Below are 19,689 nucleotides of genomic sequence, written 5' to 3' on the forward strand. Positions count from 1 at the left end.
GGCCCCTAGCTTGCCACACACCGACGCCCCGAGCCCCCAAGAGACCCATGGCGCCGGGCTTGGTGAGATCATCGCGGCCGTCTCGGACGGCTGGACGTGCCCCGAGTGCCGCTACGAACTCCGGGGCCAGGCCATCCACCTCGAGCCGAAGTATCGCTTCCTGGTGAGCCAGTGCCCCGAGTGCGGCAGGGTCTGGCCCGCCCAGATGCAGGACCTCCGGCCCGTCGTGCGTCGACGCCTTGCATCAGCCTCGGCCTTCCTGTGGTGGGTGCTCGTGGGAGGGGCGCTGCTGGGCATCGGGATGTATCTGTTCGGTATGGCGGCCTCGGCGGCGAGCTGGGCGAGGTGGCGCGGCGACTTCCTGAACTGGGCGGCCCTGAGCGACGTCCTCTGGCATCCGCCCGTCATGCTCGTCGCGGCGCTCACGGCGGCGATCGGGTTGTCTCACCTGACCACCCGCCGACTGCTCTTGCTGGCCATCGCGCCGGCGGTCATCGGCTTCTTGAGCACGGTCGCGCTGCTGCTGAGCGACATCGGCCGCAACGCGCTCTTCGGAGAAGTCGTTGCGGCGATGATCCACCTCGGCGCAGGTTGCGTCACGATGGCCGTCGCGGTGCTCGTCGCGCGGCCGATCGCCCGGGTCGTCGCGCTCGTGTTCATGAGCCAGAACATGCGTCTCGTCGTCTCGGGCCTGTGGACCGCCGACGGGCGCACGCCGCCGTGGCTGAAGCCCTAGGCCTCGCCCTGGCGCACGAACGTACCGCGCTGGCGGTCCTTCTCGACGCCCGGGAAGCGCAGCGCCCGGCCGTGGAACACGCACCACACGCCCGGGTCGAGCGTGCCCGTCGCGAAGAGCGCCTCGGTGAGGTTCTGCACGCCATCGCTGCGCTGCATCGCAAAGGGCCGCATCGCGCCCGTCAGGATGATCGGGAGCGCCAGGCCCTGGAGCTCGTCGTGCAGCAGGTTGCCCGTGTCCGCCAGCGTGTCGGTGCCGTGGAGGATGACGATGCCCGTGGGCGACGGCGACTCGCCCAAGCACCGCCGGACGGCGTCGAGGACGGCGCGGCGATCGTCGTCGGTGATGTCCAGGCTGTCCTTGCTCATGAGCTCGCGCACCGAGACCTCGGCCCCGCTCAGGCGGAAGCGGGCGAGCTTGCGGCGGACGATCGACCGGTGGTTGGCCAGCGTGCCGGTGTACTCGTCGTAGGTCTTCTCGATGGTGCCGCCGGTGGTGAGCACGGCGATGCGTCGCTCGACGGGCAGCGGCTCGGGCGTGGGCTTGGGCGGCATGGGCGGTTATAGCCCCGACCGGGCCGGCCGGGGCGGGCACCGCAGCGCATCCTTGCGAACAAACCCCAGGAGCCTTCCCATGCCTGCCAGCCTGCGCACCGCGAACGCCAAGCCCACGCAAGACAAGCCCGTGGTCCACCCCGGCGGCATCTTCCCGCTGGTCTTCAGCGTCTAGCGGCTACGGGCAGCCCGCGTCGAACTCGTTCTGGAACGGCAGCAAGTCGAACACGGTGAGCACGCCATCGCCGTCGAAGTCGGCTCGGGTGCTGCCGCTCTCAAACAGGTTCAAGAACGTCAGAAAGTCGTAGACCGTGAGCTCGCCGTCACCGTCGAGGTCGGCCGGGCACTCGGCGGGCCTGCAGCGGTTGAGGAGGATGGTGACTTCGAGCTCATCCGATTGGATCAGGTACACGCCCGTCGTCACGACGTCGTTGGTTCCGTCGTTGTTCATGTCCGCTACGGCGATCTGCGTTGAATTCAGCGGGTCGGCATACAAGACCTGCGGCGCGGAGAATCTGCCGTCGCCATTGTTCAGCATGACGAGGGTCTGGCCATCCTCGCCCGGCCAGACGAGGTCGCGATCACTGTCACCATTAACATCGGCGATCGTACCTGATACGCTTCCTGGGACGGGCAAGCCGGGTTCCGTAGTAATAGGATAGCGACGATCAAGCGTGAACCCGCCAGCCCCAGTAGCCAACATCACGACGACTTCATAAGACTGGAAGACCGCAAGGTCCTCCAAGCCATTGCCATCGACATCGCCCAATGCCATCGCCACAGGATCGTCGATCTCGACCACGAAGGTGGGCTCCGCGAACGTGCCCGTTCCGTCGTTCAACAGGACGTACACGTTCTTGACTGTTGCCATGAGAAGATCGAGCGTGCCGTTGCGGTCGACGTCCGCCAGCAGCATGTCCCGACCGTTCAGCGGAAAGTTGATCGCGACGAACTCCGAGAGTCCCCCGGCGCCATCGCCTAGCAACACGTTGATGAGCCGGCCGTTGCTCGCGACAACGTCGGCCAGACCATCGCCGTTGACGTCGCCGGTCGCCACGAGGTCACTGTTGACCCGGAGCACTGGCTGGACGTCGAACGTACGGTCGCCGCGATTGATCAGCACGTTGACCGCAAAACTGCCGAAGGCGATAAGGTCCGTCAGTCCATCGCCGTTGAAGTCTGCGTGCTCAATCTTTGATCGCACCTCCATGCGATCGATCGACGGCGCCGCTTTGTATGCCTCACGCTCCTCATAGAAGAATGCCTGCGGCCAACCGTAGTCATAAGTCGCGACGACCACGTCTCGAAATCCGTCGTTGTCAAGATCAACAACCGCGAGGTCGGCAAACGGATTGTAACTCGGCATCTCCACCGCGATACGCGATGGGCCGACGAGCGTTCCATCGCCACGGTTTGCCAGCACGCTTCCAACACCCGTACGGCTCTGAACGGTCACGGCATCGGCGTCTCCATCTGCATCGACGTCGCCCAACGCGAGAGCGAAGACCTGGCTCGTAGACCGAAAGAACGAGAGGTTCCACCCGTACCGGCCGGCGGGCGCAAGGCTGCCGTCGCCTTGATTGAGCGTCACCTGGACGATGTCCATATCGGCGGTCACGAGATCCGCATCGCCGTCACCATCCATGTCGCGGAGCTCGAGCGAATCTCCTAGCCCAGGCAGCTTCGTCTCGGTCGCATCGAACGTGGCGTCGCCCGCATTGCGAAAGACGAAGGCCGCGTCGCGTTCCATGATGTCGTCGGATTCGATACCGACGATGTCGAGGTCGCCGTCGCCATCCATATCGGCAATGCCAGCATCCGTGAAGAACGAGGGTACGGGCAGGAGACGATACGACCCGAACGCTCCAGTACCGTCGTTGATCGAGACGTAGAGCTGGGAGCCGCTCACGGTCGCCACGTCGAGATCACCGTCGCCATCGAGGTCGCCCAGTGAGATGCTGTCCGTGGAGCCGGCACCGGCGGTCGTCTGCGGCGCACCCAGCGAACCGTCTCCCGTGTTCTTGAGCACGTCGAGTCCCATGGCATCGAAGTTGGCAACAATGACGTCGAGATCACCATCGCCGTCGACGTCCCCGAGCGTCACCACACTCGGAAGACCGGCCGTTGCGAAATTGCCGAGATGGGTCAGCGTGCCGTCACCATCACCGAGCAGCACCGAGACCGTGTCGGCCAGGGTGCAGGCCACAACGACATCGAGATTTTCGTCCCCATTCAGGTCGCCGAGCGTGACCCATCGTGGTTGGGCGTCAATCTGGAAGGACGCCGCGGGCCCGAACGAGCCAGAGCCGTCGCCGAGCAGCACTTCGATCATGTCGAACTCGGTTTCGGAAACCACCGCATCCGGGATTCCGTCGTTGTTCAGGTCACCGAGCACGAGGTCGAAGCTCCGATCAGGCGCCTCGAACGCGATTGGCTTGTCAAACGATGCACGCGGATCACAGATCTGCCCCACCACCACGCCGGCAAGACACATCACGGCCGCGGTCGCGGCCAACGGCTGCATTCGATTCATGGGGACTCCCCTTCTCCATCCCGCCCGGACGGAGATCGGATCGCGCGGCTTTCGCGCCGCACATTGTCATACGGCCCGAGCCTCGCAGGGTTGCGGCCCTACGGGCAGCCCGCGTCGAACTCGTTCTGGAACGCCAGGAAGTCGAAGATCGTCAGCTCGCCATCACCGTCGAAGTCGGCGATCGGGTCGCCGGCATCGAAGGCGTTCTGGAATGCGAGGAAGTCGAAGATGGTGAGCTCGCCATCGCCGTCGATGTCGGCGCGGCAGGGAGGGTCGAGCGGGCCGAGCCACGCAGCGCCGCCGGTGGCATTGCTGTCGGTGTATGGGTTGGTGAAGGCCACCCATTCGCCGCCGGAGCCCTGCGAGAGGTCGTACGAGAACGCCGGCACGCCGTCGGCGCCGCGCGTGGATAGGACGTACACGGTGTTGTTACCGATCGCCATCGCGCGGCCCTGCGTGTTGCTGGCTGGGAACGGATCGACGATCTTGGTGATCTCCTGCGCATCCACGTCGATGGCGTAGAGGCCCGAGTCGCCGAACTCGGTATAGCCGTAGAGCAAGCCGTCGGCGGCGTTGTAGTCGAGCGCGAAGAAGCGGAAGCCCGTGCCAGTGTGAACGTCGTAGGCGAGCTGCGTCGTGCCCGTCGCGGGATCGATGCTGTAGATGCCCTTGGTGCTCGAGAAGTTCGAGTAGCCGAAGAGCGTCTGTCCGTCGTAGGCCATCGCGTGGATGTCGCGGTCGATGGTCGCCAGCCGGCGGGGCGATCCGGTGAAGTCGTGTTCGTAGAGCACCGTTGTAAATGGCCCATTGCAGAGATACACGCTGCCGTCGCCCCGGCCTGCCGCTCCGCTGACGTCGAATCGCACGCCGGGCACGTACCCGACGCTGGGGAAGCCGGCCAGATCCGACGTATACGTCGTGGGGGAGCTCGACTCGAGCCCGACGAAGACCTGGCCGTGGGCCATGGTGGCCACCAGCCCTGACGCCAGGCCTGACGCCAGGCCTGACGCCATGCCGCCGAGGATCGCCGTCTTCATCATGGTCGTGCCCCCTTCGATCTCATCCAATTGAAGAACGCCGCCGCACGATGCGACGGCGCTGTGAGTATGGATCGCGACGCGGCGGGCGTTACGAGCAGCCGGCAGCGAACTCGTTCTGGAACGCCAGGAAGTCGAAGATGTTCAGGGTACCGTCGCCATCGAAATCGGCGGCGAGATCGCCCGAGGCGAAGGCGTTCTGGAACGCCAGGAAGTCGAAGATGTCCAGGGTGCCGTTGCCATCGAAGTCGGCCCGACAATCGACGCCACGGCTGAGCTCGTCGGCGGTCACGACGCGCTTGACGCCGTCGAGCCCGCGGATGCTCATGAGCAGGCCCGCGCCACCGCCGCGCTCGAAGAACTCGACGGTCAACTCGTGCGTGCCAGCTTGCAGGGCAACCTGGGTGCCGACCTCACGCATCGGGTGCAGCCCGTCGTTGTTGACGATCTCGTCGTCGCCCAGGTAGAGCTTGCTGCCGTCGTCCGAGTCGGTGAACAGCGTGTAGATGCCGGTCTCGGGGATGTCGATGTAGCCCGTAAAGACGGCGGCCACGTTTTCGTCCCGGCCGCTGGTAACAAAGTCGCCCATCGTCGAGGGGAAGTTGATCGCCGACACCACGTCGCTGGCGTAGGGCGTCAGCGTCGAGAAGTCGGGCAACACGTCGAAGGCGCCCTCGTAGTAGTCCACGTCCATGCCCGGCTGGGTGCTCGTGGGGTTCTCGGGAGCGCGGAAGCTGGCCGGATCGAGCACGTCGACCGTCACGGTGGCGCCGGCGGTCTGATCACCGTTGGTGACGACGTAGTCGAACGCGTCCTCGCCGAACGAGCCCGACGGCGCGGTGTAGACCAGCTCGTCGCGACCCTCGGGGCCGGTGCCCACGCTCAGCGTAATGGTCCCGCCCAGCGAGCCCGTGGCGTCGAAGCTCTCGATGCTCAAGGGCAGGCCCATCGGGTCGAAGTCGTTGGCGGTCACGTCGAGGTCGGACATGTCTCCCGCGATGACGGCAAACGTGTCGTCGATCGCCAGCGGCTCGCCCGAACCCGTGCCCGCGGCGGCGGCGACGGCCTGGAACGCGTTCGTGCGACCGTTGCTGAAGATCGGGTCGAAGCCCGGGGCGCCGATGTCGTCGGCCGTGTCGTAGAGGATGTTCTGGAGCACTTCAGGCGTGGCGGTCGGCGCCACGCTCCACATCAGGCCCAGCACGCCGTTGGTCACCGGAGTGGCCATGCTCGTGCCGCTGTAGAAGTCGTATCCACCGCCGAGCACCGGCGCGAGGATGTCCACGCCCGGCGTGAAGATGTCGACGCCGCGGCCATAGCTCGAGAAGCCGGCCTTGCCGTCCGAGCGGTTGCTGGCGCCCACCACGATGGTGTCGGCCCACGAGAAGCCGCTGTGGTCCTGGTCGAAGTTGTCGGCGGCGTACAGCAGCAGCCCGCCGATGCTCTTGATGTACGTGCCCGAGTCGCCCACCGCCGGCGTCTGCACGCCCGTCCACGAGCAGCTCGCGGTCTTGGCGCCGTTCTCGACGGCCCACTCCGAGCCGTGCAGGATGGCGTTGAGCGAGGCGCTGCCCGCGCCGCCGGCCGAAGCGGTTGGCGCGCGGACGCCGAGGATCTGCAGGTTCCAGCCCGCGCCGGCGACGCCGACGCCGTTGTCGCCGATGGCGGCACCGCAACCGGCCACGTGCGTGCCGTGACCGTTCTGATCGAAGACCACGCCGCCCTCGCTCTCGCGCAGGCGGTCGCCCGAGTTGTACCCCTCGACCAGCGCGTCGGCCAGGTCTTCGTGGGTCAGCATCGTGCCGGTGTCGACGTACGCGGTGATGATCGACGACGAGCCCGTCGTGATGTCCCACGCCTGCGGCGACGAGATCACCGGGTGGTGCCACTGCTGGCTATACCGCGGATCGCCGGGCTCGATCATGGTGTACACGATCCAGTTGGGGTGCGCGAAGCGGTAGTCATCGGTCGCACCGAGCCATGCGCCCATCGTCGACTCGTCCATGCCATCGGGGATGGAGAGCGTGTAGCGATCGGGGCCGCGGTCGTGCTCGACGACGAATGGCTCGAGGCGCGCCTCGGCCGCGCGGCGGCGCGCCACGGCCTGCTCGTACGTCAGCCCCGCGCGCTGCCAGTCGACGATGCGCTTGGGCGCCACCAGCATCTGCCCGCTGAACGTCCGCTGGTTGGCGGTCTCGACGAACGGCCCGAAGAACTCGGCGCCAAGGCCGATGGCGTCGTCGGCCAGGGCCGGCGTCGCCAGGCCCACCGCAAGAAGGATCGACATGGCGCCGACGGACCGACGCGAGACGTGCTGATAACCCATGTTGTGCTCCCCTATTCGCTTGGATGGTTCGAACGACCGGCGCCCTGGGCAGACCACGCCGGCCTTGGTGTTCTCTACGAACGAATGAACGGCGCGGACGACGCCCGGCCACCTTCCGTTCACCTCCAATACCGATCGGGGACGGACAGCGTTAGCAAAACGTCCGATAGAGACCGGACCATCGCCCGATCCGCGCGATTTCTCGGGGGAATCCCGGCCAGCCCGGCACGCGTGGGCGGCTCAGTGGTGGTCGCGATACCCGCCGCTCGGGTCGCCGACCTCCAGCACCGAGATCGAATTCACGACCCGGGCCACGCCGAGCGGCCGGCCCGCAACCAGCAGCACCTGATCGCCCGCCTGGGCCCAGTGGTGCTCGAGCAGGTACGACTCGACCACGTCGGTCCAGTCCGCCAGACGGCCGCTCTCGGGCGGCTGCTGCAGCACGGGCCACACGCCACGCAGCAGCGCCATCCGCTGGGTCGCGGCGGCGTCGCATGACCACGCGAGGATGGGGATGTCGAAGCCGTTCTGGCTCAGGTACCGGGCCGTGCCGCCGAGCTGGCTCCAGCACACGATGGCCTTGGCGTCGAGGTCCTCGGCCAGGTGCCACGCGCCGTGCGCGAGCGCGGCGGTTCGGTACCGCGTCTGCTTGAGCCGCTGGGGCGGGCTTGCCTTGCTCTCGGATCGCGCGAGTGCGCACTCGGTCGCGCGCGCGATACGCGACATCATCTCGACCACCAGCGCCGGGTGCTTGCCGACGGCGGTCTCGCCCGAGAGCATGACCGCGCCGGCGCGATCGAAGATGGCGTTGGCCACGTCGCTCGCCTCGGCGCGGGTCGGGATCGTGCTGTCGATCATCGTCTCGAGCATCTGCGTCGCGACGATGCACGGCTTGCCCCAGTCGCCCGCGGCCTGGATGATCCGCTTCTGCGCGGGCGGGACCTCGGGGATATCCATCTCGACGCCCAAGTCGCCGCGCGCCACCATGATGGCGTCGCTCACCTCGGCGATCTCGTCGATGCACGCCAGCGCCTGGGGCTTCTCGATCTTCGCGATGATCGGGATGGGCTCGCGATCGGGCGCCTCGGCCACGATCAGGTCTCGCAGCTCCTCGATTTCTTTCGCGCTGCGCACGAAGGAGAGCGCGAGGTAGTCGAGCTCGTGCGCCACGGCCCACTTCACCAGCTCGCGATCGCGCTCGGTCAGCGCGGGCACCTTCATGTCGGTCTCGGGCAGGTTGATGCCCTTGCGCGTCGTCACCTTGCCGCCCACCGTCACCACGCAGCGCACGGCATTGCCATCCGGCTCGGCCCCCACCGCCAGCATGCGGATCGCGCCGTCGTTGATCAGCACACGCTGGCCGGGCTGCACCTCGTGCACGAGGTCGGCGTAGGTCAGCGGCAGGGCGGGCACGATCTCGCAGTGCTCGCCGTCGCGCTCCTCGCGGATCTCAGCGGTGTCGATCGTCTTGTCGAACAGCACGTTCTGGCCTGGGATCAGGTCGATGCCGCCGCCCTCGTCGATGTCGGGCACGGTACCGACGCGGATCTTGGGGCCCGGCAGGTCGCCGAAGACTCCCACGCACACGCCCTTGGCCGAGGCGGCCTTGCGGATGGTCCGGAGCCGCTTCTCGTGCTCGTCGGTGGTGCCGTGGGAGAAGTTCAGTCGGAATACGCTGGCCCCTGCGTCGATGAGGCGCTCGAGCATGGCCTGGCTCTCGGAGGCCGGGCCGATGGTCGCGACGATCTTGGTGAGCGCGGGCCGCTCGGTGCGCAGCGACGGGTGGTCGGTGGCGCCGGCGGAGTGGGCGAGCGGGCTGTGGGCCATGGGCGCTTGGTCGAGCTGCGTTGGCACGGGTTCCGTCCTTCCGATAAGTCAGTCCGGCTGGGAGCGAGCCTCGAGCTCCACCACCTCCTTGTATCGGTCGCGGAAGAACCGGGTATAGGCGATTCTGGCCTCGGCCGCCGCCTCGGGATCTCGCCAGACGTTGCGGACGGGCCGGTAGTGCTCTTCGCTGAACAGCAGCTCGACCGCCTGCCCGTCCTCGCCCACCACCACCTGGGTCGGGAAGGCGTAGAAGGCCGCCTCGGCCTGCGCCAGCACGGGCGCCCACGACGGATCGTCCGCGGCACGCTCGCGCAGCCGCCAGAGCGCGGCCCAGGCTTCCTGCAGCTCGTCATCGCTGTCCACGCCGAAGGCGCCCATCATCACCGGGATGGCCGACCGCCAGCCGCGCGACGGCACGTCGGCCGCGGCGGTGAACGGGTCCACCGGATCGATGAAGCGGTCGGCGTACTTCTCGTACATCACGCGGCGCACGGGCGCGCGGCGGAGCTCGTAGCGCACGGGTCCGGTCGGCATGGGCCCGGTCTGGTCGGGGTTGGCCGGGAACTGCCACAGGCTCTGGGCCTGCTCGGTCATGCAGAACTCAACGAATCTTCGCGCGATCTCGGGGTGCGGCCCGCCGCGGAGGATCGAGACCGGGTCGGCATCGACGTATACCGCACCAACGGGGTCGACGTAGCCCACCCGGCTCGACTCGGGCGGCGCGCCCGGTGCCGTCACGGCCTGCGATTGCGTGCGCCCGTAGAAGTCGATCGCCAGCCCGGCCATGGCCTCGCCCGCGGCCACGTCGAGCGGCGGCTTGGTGGCGGCGCTCGTGAAGTAGCGCGTGTTGGCGGCCATCTCGCGCAGGATGCGCCAGCCCTCGTCCCATCCATACGCGTTCTGGATCGACTCGAACGTCGTGGTGATCGAGCCGCTCTGCCGCGGGTCGGCCAGCGCCACCAGGCCCATGAGCCGCGGATCGGTCAGGTCCTTGAAGCCCGTGGGCGTCTCCATGCCCGCCTCGGCGTACAGGTCCTTGTTGAAGATGATGCCGAAGCCCGAGAGCGCGGTGCCGATCCAGTATTGCTCCTCGTCGTAGAGCAGCTGGTTGCCGATCTTGTTCTCGCCGAACCAGTCATCGAGCTGCTGCTGCGAGAAGCCCGCGGGCACGCTGACGGGCACGTCGATCTCTTCGCCCTCGATGGTCGCCGTGAACCCATCGCGCATCTCCCCGTGCTCGTAGCTGCCGCCGCCGAAGAGCAGGTCGAAGCCCATGCGCCCGGGCTCGATGACGACCTCGCCGTCGACGAGCTGGTATTCGTTGTTGCGGATGGCCGCCTGGTACTGGTCGATCAGCAGGCGCCGGATCTCGCTCGTGCCGCCCGGGGCGCGCCAGTCGATGGTGACCGGCTGCCCGTAGTTGGCCTGGTGCCACTCGTTGAAGGCCCGCTCGTACTCGAAGCGGATCTGCTCGGTGTGCGGCGTGATGATGACCAGCAGCACGCCCTCGCCATCGGGCGCGTCGTTGCTCGCCGGCCGCACCAGCCAGGGCAGGACCAGCAGTCCGGCGAGCAGCACGCCCAGGGTTCCGACCGTCCATCGCATGGGGCCAGTCTACGCTGAGGCGATGACCAGCCCATCCCGACCGACGCCCGACAACACCACCAAGGCCGCCGTCGTCACCGGCGGCACCGCCGGCATCGGCCTGGCCACGGCGAGGGCTCTCATCAAGCGCGGCTGGCGGGTGCTCATCGTCGGGCGAGACCCCAAGCGCCTGGGCGAGGCCCTCGACGCCCTGGGGGGCCGGGCCCAGGGAACCAGCGCCGACGTCGGCAAGCCCGACGGCCCGGGAGCCATCGTCGCCGCCTGCATGAAGGCCTTCGGCCGCATGGACGCGCTCATCAACAACGCCGGCGTGGCGCCCCTGGTGCCCCTGGCCCAGCACACGCCCGGCCTCATCGACCAGTGCTTTGCCACCAACGCCATCGGGCCGGCCAAGCTCATCCTGGCGGCATGGCCGCACCTCTCGGTCACCAAGGGGCGCGTCGTCAACGTCTCGTCGATGGCCACGCGCGACCCCTACCCCGGCTTCTTCGGATACGCCGCGAGCAAGGCGGGCGTCGAGCTCATGGTCAAGAGCATCGCCAACGAGGGCAAGGCTGCGGGCGTCAAGGCGTTCGCCGTCGCGCCGGGTGCGACCGAGACCGCCATGTTTCGCGCCATCTTCGACGAGTCCGCCGTGCCGCGCAAGGACGTGCTCGACCCGGCCGCCGTCGCGGCCCTCATCGCCGACTGCGCGACGGGCCAGCGCGACGAAGACAACGGCAAGGCCATCGAGATCGTGCCGGACGGGTAAGCCATGGCCGTTACACCCAGCCCGCCGCTGCTCGCGCTGGCCGAACCGGGCGCCATCGCCGGCCTCTTGCTCGTGCTCGGGCTGCTGATGACCCTGAGCCTGGTCTTCGCTCGCGCGCTCCGCCGATTCGGCGTGCCCATCGTGCTGGGCTTCCTGCTGCTGGGCATGTTCGGCGGCTCGGAGGGCCTTGGCGGCATCGAGTTCGACGACCACCAATTCGCGCTCCGCGCCGGCATGGTCGCGCTCATACTCATCTTGTTCGACGGCGGGCTCAATTCGTCGCTGGGCGCCATCCGCAGGGGCATCGCGCCCGCCAGCGTGCTGGCCACCGTCGGCGTCGCGGGAACGGCCGGCCTGATGGCGCTCGTCGGCCGAATCCTGGGACTGAGCTGGGCCGAGGCCGTGCTCGTGGGCGCCATCGTGAGCTCGACCGACGCGGCGGCCGTGTTCGCCGTGCTCCGCGGCGGCCGCCTGCGCGTGAAAGAAAACGTGCGCACCACGCTCGAGGTCGAGTCGTGCGTGAACGACCCCACCGCCGTCATCCTGACCGTCGCCGTCGTCGAGACGCTCGCCGCCACCGATCCACCCGGCTGGTCGCTGCTGTTCCTCGTGCCGCTGCAGCTCGTCGTCGGCGGGCTGTTCGGCCTGCTCGCGGGCGGGCTGACGCGCCTGGCGCTCACGCGCGTGCGCTTCGCCACCAGCGGGCTGCACCCGGTGCTGACGCTCGCCGGCGCGTTCATCGCGTTCGGCGGCGCCACGCTCATCGGTGGCTCGGGCTTCCTGGCCGTCTACGCGGCGGCCGTCGTGCTGGGCGTGGGCTCGCCGCCCTACCGCGCGGGGCTGCGCCGCGTGCACGACGCCATCGCGTGGCTGTGCCAGGTGGGCATGTTCGTGATGCTCGGGCTGCTCGTCTTTCCGAGCCAGCTCCTCCCGATTGCCGGCGTCGGGCTCACGCTCGGACTCGCCCTGGCCGTCGTCGCCCGACCGGCGGTCGTGTGGCTGTGCCTGCTGCCGTTCAAGTTCTCGCACGCCGAGCGGTTCTACGTCTCGTGGGTCGGCATCCGCGGCGCCGTGCCGATCATCCTTGCGAGCTTCCCGGTCATCGCCGGCCTCGAGAACGCGCAAGGCGTGTTCCACCTCGTGTTCTTCATCGTCGTCGTCAGCGCGATCGTGCCCGGGGCAACCATCGTGCCGCTCACACGCTGGCTCAAGCTCGACGGCCCGGAATTGCCCGAGCCCGCCGCCGCGCTCGAGGTCCACTCGCTGGGCCGGCTCAACGGCGGCTTCCACGTCTACCACGTCAGCCCGACGGTCGCAGCCTGCGGCGCGCTGCTCTCGCAGGTGCGATTCCCCGAAAAGGCCTCGGTAGCGCTCATCGTGCGGGGCGAACACCTCGTCCCCGCGCGCGGCAACACGCGCATCGCAGAGGGTGACTTCGTCTACGTGTTCTGCAAGGAGGGCGACGAGCCGGCCATCGGCCTCCTGCTCGGTACGCCGCTCGGCTCGACGTAAGCGATCACTCGAATCGCAGCACCACCGTCTGCTGCGTGGTCGAGATCACACCGTAGCCGTCGACCAGGCGAACGTCTCGCGGCGGGTCCCGCAGCAGGATGGAGCGCGTACCGGTGACCTTGGCCGACGCGGTATCGACGGTCGAAACGATGTACTCGCCCTGGTCGTTGTTGATCGAGAAGCTCCGCCGGGGGACGAGCAGCACGCGATCCTGGCCCAGTGCGGGCGGCAGCTTCTCGTTGCTTCGGCCGCTCGCGCCACGCAGCGCATCGCGGCCGACGATCTGGCCCTCGCCGTCGAGCACCGTCACGCCGCCGGTCGTCATCACGACGATGCGGTCGCCCTGCCGCGCAAGCCTTGGGACCTCGCCGTCGCCCAGCGAGAGCATCAGCGGTCGGCCGTCGAAGTCGCCGGTCGCGACCGACCCCATCGACAGGTCGCCCCGGGGCGTCATGACGACGACCGCGTCTCCCAGCACCCAGCCCAGGGCGGCGTTCAGGGCCGCGTCGTCGGCGCTCGTCCACAGCTTGCGTCCCTCGGGTGCGTCAGCGTCGACATCGAAGGCCATCACCGAGCTCTGCATCCCGACGACGATCGAGCCATCTTCTACCGCCGCGAGCCAGCGCGGCGGCTCGTCGAGGCCCTCGCGTCGGACTTGCATGGCACCCTGCGGCCCGAACGCCCAGAGCGCCAGCGACTCGGCGGCTCCGGCGCGCTCGGACCCCGGCGCCTCGGTCGAGCCCATCACCCAGATGCGACCGCCGCCCACGGCGACGTCCATGACGGTGCCGATGCCCGGCCGGCCGGCGTACAGCCTCTGGCCGGTCGTCGCGTCGAGCACCGCGAGCAGTCCGTCGCGCCGCGCGACGGCCACGTGTTCGCCGTCGCTCGCGACGATCCAACCGAGCGGATCGGCGCGCTGCCCCGTGGCCATGAGCGCCGCGACACGCGTGCCGTCGCCACCGAGTTTTGCGACTCGATCACCTTCGGCAAAGAATTCGACCATCGGGCCGCTTCGCCAGTCCGACGCATCGAAGAGGGACACGGAGCGCAGCTCTGGGCCGCCCAGCGTCTGCCACACGAACAAAGCCTGCCGGCGATCCTGCCGCAAGAGCGACGGCGGCCGCGCCGGGTCGAACGCCGACGTCCAGATCATTTCCAGCGGGCCGGCCGGATCGGCCTCGAAGGGCTCGCCCTCGATGGGCCCGAGGTCGGGCGCGAGCGCCCACACGCCGACGAGATGCCCGGCGTTCATCACCACGTGCTCGGGCACCGCCGTCTCGACGACCGAGGCAACCGGCGTCATGAGGTACCAGCCATCCAAACGCTGGCTGACCTCGACGGGCCTGGCGCCCAGGCGCGGCCCGCGGTCTCGGCCGGCGAAGCGCGCCGCCAGCGTGTCCATGTCGGGAGCATCGAGCGTCTCGATGGGCGACACGGCACGGAGCTGGCGGACCACGCGCCCCGCCGCAGCGACGTGATCGCTCTCGGCCAGCGCCCGGGCAAGCCGAGCACCGATCGACGCGACGTCGAGCCCGCTCACCGGGCCGTTGCTGGTGCGGATCAGCCGCGCCACGTCGAGCGCGCGACGCCACGCCCGGGCCGCCCGCGTCCGATCGCCCTGCTGCTCGGCGTGGCGGGCGACCTGCTCGTACGCCCGCATCGCCGCGAGCGTGACGGGCAACCGCGTCGCGAGCGCGAGCCGATCGGCATCGCCTTCGAGCCCCTCGGCCGCCGCCGCGAGCGCCTCGGCGGCCTCGGCTTCGAGCGGCTCGATGACCGCGTACCCGTGCATCGGCAGCAGGTTCTGCAGCCGGCGCGTCGCGATGACGCCCGCGGGGTCGGCATCGGCGCCGATCACGGCCGTGCGCAGCGATGCGTCGGCGAGTACGTCCAGGTACGTTCGAGCCGACTCCCGCGGCCTGTCCTGGCGATCACGCAGTTCCGCGATGACGAGCAGAGCGCGGGCCCGGCCCTTGGCCTCGATCGCCGCCGCGAGCGTCAGCCGGGCCAGGTCGTCGGCCAGTTCATCATTGCGCGACGCTGCATCGCGGCCGCTCATCCGCAGCGTCATCGACAGCAGCGCTTCGAACAAGCGGCGTTGCTCGCCGCGGGCTATACGCAGCGCATTCTCGCCGCCGTCCCCGGCGCTCGATATTGCCTCGAGCGCGCGCTCGGCTGCACCCGGCACGGCCTCGGGCACGTCGCGCCGGTCGGCCAGCAGCACGAGGCTCACCAGCGATGCGACGTCATTCGGGTTGCTCCGGAGCCGATCGGTGAGCGCCATGGCCGCAACGTCGGCGCTCATCACACTCTGCATGACGCCCGTGTCGACCACCACGATCTGATCGTCGGTCGTTACCAGGCTTCCCGGCCGCGGAAGCGAGATGATGGGCCCGGCGACCTCGCCGTCGGTCGGATCGAGCAGCACGGCCCGGTCGAACGACGGCACGAGCAGCAGGTCGCCCGCCGCCATCGCGCGCCCGGTGATGGACGCGTCGAACCCGTCGGCGAGCTCAAAGGCGTCCAGCGTGTTCTGCCCCGAGCGAACGTCGCCCGGCTCGAAGAACCATGCCGTATCGCCGCCGATCGCGGCCACGTGATCGCCCACGCCCACGAGGTAGTCCGCGTCGCCTAGCGCGGCGGTCGCCACGCGGCCGATCTGCTCGCCCGTGCGACGGTCGAGGTGGAAGACCATCTCTTGCTGATCGACCAGCGCCAGCACCGAATCGCCGATGACCACCGGCGGGCGCACCAGCCACGCACCGATGGATGCCCGGCGAGCGAACGCCTGCCGCGTATCGAATCGACGCAGCCACACCGGTCGCCCGTCGTGCGCATCGACGGCGGCAACGACGCCCATCGGGTCGTACCAGTACACGATGCCGCGGTGGAGCACGCCGCCGGCGCCGACGGTCTTGTTCGAGCGGCTCCAGCCCGTGCCCGCGCTGCCCAGCGTGCGCATCCACGCCGGCTCGCCCGTCAGCGCGTCGAGCCCGACCAGCGCCGTGGCCACCTGCCGGCCCGAGCGGTTGTCCTCGCGCAATCCGAAGATCACGCGTCCCTCGCCCGCGATGGGACCGCCGCGGACGTTCGCCAGCGCGTAGCGCGGGTCGATGCTGCGCGTATCGGCCACCCACAGCTTCTCGCCGCTCTCGAGCGAGACCGCCAGGATGCCCGCCGACATGTCGGGCGCGGCGCTCTGGTGCAAGCCCATCGACGCGTACGCCGCCCGCGCATCGACCGCGACCGTGTTGGGAGACTCGATCGACCGCCACTTCTGCGGCTCGCGACGATCGTTTGCCATCGTGCGCTTCGAGTCCTCATCGTCGAGCAGCGAGGCCCGCCAGCGCAGTCGGAGCGAGTAGCGATCCCACGCCGACAGCGTCGGGCCATCGTTGATGAGGATCGAGTCGCCGGCGACCGTGGGCAACAACCAGAATCCGCCGCCCTTGGGCTCGATCGGCGGCGGCTCGGGCAATCGCTCGTCGGGGCCCGGCGCAAGATCGCGGTCGATCGCCTGCGACCACGGGACTTCGCCCGGCAGGTGCGGCGGACGTGCGCCGCCCTCGAGCGTGCTGGCGTCTTGCCGCGTGACCGACGCGGGCTTGGGAATCTGCAACCCTGCAAACTCAGCCGGCCCCAGCCCCGCGCCCTCGCGCCACCGGCCGGCGTGCGCGCGGAGCTCCTCGTCGTCGAGCTGCGCGGCGATGAGCGTCAGCAATTCGGCGGCCTCTGCGTCGCCCGCTCGGTCGGGGTGGCCCTCGAGCTGCAGCAGGGCGTGCGCCGCCGCCCAGAAGCGAGCCAAGCCGAAACGCTCTCGAGCCACGACGAGCGCCGACTGATAGCCAGCGGGCGTCAGCAAGTAGCCGTGCTCGACCTCGCGGAACCGGCCCTGCGCCGCCAGCCGCTCTGCACGGGCCGAGAACTCGATGCGGTACCGCTCCAGCAGCGTGGGCTCGGCCAGCAGCCGCGCGTGGATCGCGTCGCGCACCGAGACGAACAGGTCCTCGTCGGTATCGCTGGGCACCAGGCGATCGGGCCCCGTTTCGAGGGATGCCTGCAGGGAGCGCACCGCCTCGGCCTCGTTCCCCGCCCGCAGGAGCGAGGGCAGCGACCGCAGCGTGCTTTGCGTGGCCGTCGAGTCATCGACGTAGATGCTGCTGGTCTCGGCCTGGCCGAGAGCAGCCGCGGCGCAGAGCGAGGCCGCGAGCCCCGCCGCCATCGCGGGCCACCATGCACGTCGCCGCTGGGTATGAGCGCTCACCGTACCGGACCTCCAACACCGTCCATACGCACCGCAGCCTCTGCCTGATCGGCTCAGCCCACCGGGCGGGCCAGTCTAACCCGCCCAGGCCGACCCAATTCGATGCGCCACGGCCCGCAGGCCCTGCACCGCAACTCGTCCCGGTCCGATGCCAGCCATCGCAGGGACGGGGGCACTTTCGATGACACAATCCGCAGCGGTGCCGGCGACGCCTTCGCCTCGCTTCTCGGACGCGCTCGCCAACGCGGGGATTCCCACCGCGACGTGGGCACGACTCAAGCCGCGATGGATCAGAATGCCCCTGCGCGAGCAGTGGACGAGCCCGCAGTTGCGCGCCCGTCGCGTCAACCTGTTCCTCCTGGCCATCGTGTTCCTCAGCCTGGCCGACCTCGTCATGACGCTCGACCACATGGTGGGGCCGGGCATGTACGAGAGCAACCCGCTGGCTCGCTTCATCCTGCAGTTCGGCACACCCGCCACGCTGGCGATGTTCAAGTGCATGACGCTCCTGCTGGGCACGTGGCTGCTCTGGCGCACGCGTCGAAGCGTGGCCAGCGAGATCGGCGCCATCCTGTGCATGGTCGTGCTGACGTGGCTCATGTTCCGCTGGAACCACTACAGCACCGAGATGGCCGCGCTGACCCCGCACCTGGCCGAGATCCAGGTCTACAACAGCGACAGCTGGGTCGCCATCACGTCCGACCCGTGACCGCCCCGCGGGCCTCCAGGCACGCCATCCGCACCGCAACGCCCAGCGACACCTGCCGCGTGATGATCGATCGCGGCGAGCCCATGACGTCGGCGTCGATCTCGACGCCCGGGTTGGCCGGCCCGGGGTGCATCACGATCGCACCGGGCTTGAGCAGGTTCGTACGCTCGGCCGTCAATCCGAATTCCTGGCGGTAGGCCGCGTTGGCGCCAGATGCATCGAGGTCGCTGCCGCCGCGCTCGTGCTGGATGCGCAGGGCCATCACGGCGTCGACCTCCCGCAGCGCACCCTCGAAGCTCTCGACGATCGATCCACCGGCGGACGCTGCGACGTCGGCGTCGACGCTGGGCCCCGCAACGAGCAAGCGCGCGCCCAGTGCCGCCATGCACGGCCCGCTCGAGCGCGCGACGCGTGACCGCGCCACGTCGCCCACGATCAGCACCGCCAGCCCGTCGAGGTCGAGCGAATCCAGCCGCTTGTGCGCCTCGGCCAGCGCCAGCGTGTCGAGCAACCCCTGCGTCGGGTGCTCGCCGTCGCCCGCACCGGCGTTGAGCACCGGGATGCGCACGGCCTGCGCCACCTCGAGCACGTCCTCGGTCTGCTTCGCACGCACCACCAGGCGGCTGACGCCCATTGCCTCGACCGTGCGCGCCGTGTCGGCCAGCGTCTCGCCCTTGCTCAGCGAACTGCCACGGTCCGTCAGCTCGATGATGCGCCCGCCGAGCCGATGCACCGCCATGGCAAAGCTCAGCCGCGTGCGCGTCGAGTCCTCGAAGAACAGCAGCCCGATGACCTGTCCGCGGAGCGTCTGCCCGACGTCGAACGGATCCTCGTCGAGCGCCCAGGCGTGCTGTCGGGCACGCGAGAGCAGCCGCCGCAGCACGTCCGGACGCAGGTCTCGAAGCCGGATCAGGTCCTTGCCGGGCATGACGCCCGAGAGCGCGTGCGCGCCGACGATGCCCGACGTCGGTTCCCCCGAGCCGCTCGCACGCACCCTGCCCATGGCCTTGCTCAGCCCTCGCCCGGATCTTCGGTAGGGTCGGCGGTCGGGTCGTCAGCCGGATCTGCTGCCGGATCTTCGGCGGTCTCTTCGGTATCGCCCGACATGTCCGGCGACTCTTCCTCGCTTGGTGCCGGCGCGGTGGGCGGCAGGCCGCTGGGCCGCACCTGCTCGATGGGGTTGAGCGCGGGCGTCGGGATCACGCCCGGCGTGAAGCGCTCGACCCACTCCACGCGCCACGGCCGGAATCCGCCGACGAGCCGGACCGTGTAGCCCTCGTATGCCTCGTCATTGGTCAGCTCGGCGCGCTCGAGCTGGCCCGCCCCGAAGATCGGCCGCAGTACGTCGATCTCGGCCTTGCCCGTGCGGATGCGCACCCCGGCAACGTGGTACACCGGCAGCGACATGGATTCCTCGGACAGCGGCTGGACCAAGCGCTCGACGCCCGGCTCGGCCTCGACGTCGCGGGCCACCCGGCGGTAGACCGCCTGGCCGACGAGCGGGCCGGGCAGGTTGATGGCCACGCGCTGGTTCTCGCCGCCCCCGGGCGGATAGTCGGCGATGACGCGCGCCAGGGCGAGGGTCATGGTCTGGCCGATGGCGGCGTCGTCGCGGTTGGGCACGCGGTCGACCGGGTCGGTGGGCGGCCAGGTATCCCAGCCGGCGCAGCCCGGCAGGGCCGCTGCCACGCCCACGAGCAGCCCGACCAGCAGGCCCCCCTTCGCCATCCCGCGCCTCGTCCTCGCTTGCCCGACTCGTGCTCGTCCTGCCACGATGCCCTCCGTCCGCTGGGGCTATGACCGTGTGGTTGGGATAGCCCGATCGAAAACCC

13 protein-coding genes are annotated in these 19,689 nt (G+C 69.3%); 4 read left to right on the forward strand and 9 right to left on the reverse strand.

The annotated features are described in order from the left end of the window. Nucleotides 1-10 precede the first annotated feature (10 nt). Nucleotides 11-736, forward strand: coding sequence for a hypothetical protein (locus RIA68_11580; protein ID MEQ8318079.1), 726 nt, complete (start codon nucleotides 11-13; stop codon nucleotides 734-736). Here RIA68_11580 and RIA68_11585 read toward each other — a convergent pair. The 6 genes from RIA68_11585 to RIA68_11610 form a co-directional block, all read right to left on the reverse strand. Beyond that, nucleotides 733-1,290, reverse strand: coding sequence for an asparaginase domain-containing protein (locus RIA68_11585; GenBank protein MEQ8318080.1), 558 nt, complete (start codon nucleotides 1,288-1,290; stop codon nucleotides 733-735). The genes RIA68_11580 and RIA68_11585 overlap by 4 nt on opposite strands. Before the next feature lie 178 nt (nucleotides 1,291-1,468). Beyond that, on the reverse strand, nucleotides 1,469-3,823 hold the full coding sequence (locus tag RIA68_11590) for a VCBS repeat-containing protein (GenBank protein ID MEQ8318081.1): 2,355 nt from the start codon (nucleotides 3,821-3,823) through the stop codon (nucleotides 1,469-1,471). 98 nt (nucleotides 3,824-3,921) lie between these two features. After that, the gene (locus RIA68_11595) at nucleotides 3,922-4,863 is read right to left on the reverse strand and encodes a GC-type dockerin domain-anchored protein (protein MEQ8318082.1); all 942 of its coding nucleotides are present in this window, start codon (nucleotides 4,861-4,863) and stop codon (nucleotides 3,922-3,924) included. An 88-nt stretch (nucleotides 4,864-4,951) separates the two neighbouring features. Further along, a complete protein-coding gene (locus tag RIA68_11600; protein MEQ8318083.1) occupies nucleotides 4,952-7,186 on the reverse strand; it encodes a S8 family serine peptidase in 2,235 nt (744 codons plus the stop codon). Nucleotides 7,187-7,426: 240 nt separating this feature from the next. After that, nucleotides 7,427-9,040, reverse strand: a complete 1,614-nt coding sequence (pyk, locus tag RIA68_11605) for a pyruvate kinase (GenBank protein MEQ8318084.1) — start codon at nucleotides 9,038-9,040, stop codon at nucleotides 7,427-7,429. Nucleotides 9,041-9,061: 21 nt separating this feature from the next. Next, on the reverse strand, nucleotides 9,062-10,618 hold the full coding sequence (locus tag RIA68_11610; GenBank protein MEQ8318085.1) for an extracellular solute-binding protein: 1,557 nt from the start codon (nucleotides 10,616-10,618) through the stop codon (nucleotides 9,062-9,064). A gap of 22 nt (nucleotides 10,619-10,640) precedes the next feature. Between RIA68_11610 and RIA68_11615 the strand changes: the two genes are divergently transcribed. Both RIA68_11615 and RIA68_11620 read left to right on the forward strand, forming a co-directional pair. Next, nucleotides 10,641-11,369 (forward strand): SDR family oxidoreductase, encoded by a 729-nt coding sequence (locus tag RIA68_11615; GenBank protein ID MEQ8318086.1) that lies wholly within the window; start codon nucleotides 10,641-10,643, stop codon nucleotides 11,367-11,369. Nucleotides 11,370-11,372: 3 nt separating this feature from the next. Then, complete coding sequence (locus tag RIA68_11620; GenBank protein MEQ8318087.1) at nucleotides 11,373-12,881, forward strand: potassium/proton antiporter; 1,509 nt, start codon at nucleotides 11,373-11,375, stop codon at nucleotides 12,879-12,881. A gap of 4 nt (nucleotides 12,882-12,885) precedes the next feature. Here the strand turns inward: RIA68_11620 and RIA68_11625 are convergent, their stop codons facing one another. After that, nucleotides 12,886-17,148 (reverse strand): PQQ-binding-like beta-propeller repeat protein, encoded by a 4,263-nt coding sequence (locus tag RIA68_11625; GenBank protein MEQ8318088.1) that lies wholly within the window; start codon nucleotides 17,146-17,148, stop codon nucleotides 12,886-12,888. Between the two features lie 181 nt (nucleotides 17,149-17,329). Between RIA68_11625 and RIA68_11630 the strand changes: the two genes are divergently transcribed. Continuing rightward, on the forward strand, nucleotides 17,330-17,857 hold the full coding sequence (locus RIA68_11630; GenBank protein ID MEQ8318089.1) for a DUF5658 family protein: 528 nt from the start codon (nucleotides 17,330-17,332) through the stop codon (nucleotides 17,855-17,857). On the opposite strand, the gene RIA68_11635 is transcribed toward RIA68_11630, so the two are convergent. Both RIA68_11635 and RIA68_11640 read right to left on the reverse strand, forming a co-directional pair. Further along, nucleotides 17,841-18,860: an aspartate carbamoyltransferase catalytic subunit gene (locus tag RIA68_11635; protein MEQ8318090.1), complete on the reverse strand. Its 1,020-nt coding sequence runs from the start codon at nucleotides 18,858-18,860 to the stop codon at nucleotides 17,841-17,843. The two genes, RIA68_11630 and RIA68_11635, sit on opposite strands and share 17 nt — an antisense overlap. 8 nt (nucleotides 18,861-18,868) lie before the next feature. After that, nucleotides 18,869-19,585, reverse strand: coding sequence for a hypothetical protein (locus RIA68_11640; GenBank protein MEQ8318091.1), 717 nt, complete (start codon nucleotides 19,583-19,585; stop codon nucleotides 18,869-18,871). Between the last annotated feature and the right edge of the window lie 104 nt (nucleotides 19,586-19,689).

It is taken from the genome of Phycisphaerales bacterium (genome assembly GCA_040217175.1).
Taxonomy (GTDB): domain Bacteria; phylum Planctomycetota; class Phycisphaerae; order Phycisphaerales; family UBA1924; genus JAHCJI01.

Bases quoted from the DNA above. Each gene is read 5' to 3' on its own strand.
- RIA68_11585 (MEQ8318080.1), bottom strand. From the start codon at position 1,290: ATGCCGCCCAAGCCCACGCCCGAGCCGCTGCCCGTCGAGCGACGCATC.
- RIA68_11590 (MEQ8318081.1), bottom strand. From the start codon at position 3,823: ATGAATCGAATGCAGCCGTTGGCCGCGACCGCGGCCGTGATGTGTCTT.
- RIA68_11595 (MEQ8318082.1), bottom strand. From the start codon at position 4,863: ATGATGAAGACGGCGATCCTCGGCGGCATGGCGTCAGGCCTGGCGTCA.
- RIA68_11600 (MEQ8318083.1), bottom strand. From the start codon at position 7,186: ATGGGTTATCAGCACGTCTCGCGTCGGTCCGTCGGCGCCATGTCGATC.
- RIA68_11610 (MEQ8318085.1), bottom strand. From the start codon at position 10,618: ATGCGATGGACGGTCGGAACCCTGGGCGTGCTGCTCGCCGGACTGCTG.
- RIA68_11615 (MEQ8318086.1), top strand. From the start codon at position 10,641: ATGACCAGCCCATCCCGACCGACGCCCGACAACACCACCAAGGCCGCC.
- RIA68_11620 (MEQ8318087.1), top strand. From the start codon at position 11,373: ATGGCCGTTACACCCAGCCCGCCGCTGCTCGCGCTGGCCGAACCGGGC.
- RIA68_11630 (MEQ8318089.1), top strand. From the start codon at position 17,330: ATGACACAATCCGCAGCGGTGCCGGCGACGCCTTCGCCTCGCTTCTCG.
- RIA68_11635 (MEQ8318090.1), bottom strand. From the start codon at position 18,860: ATGGGCAGGGTGCGTGCGAGCGGCTCGGGGGAACCGACGTCGGGCATC.
- RIA68_11640 (MEQ8318091.1), bottom strand. From the start codon at position 19,585: ATGGCGAAGGGGGGCCTGCTGGTCGGGCTGCTCGTGGGCGTGGCAGCG.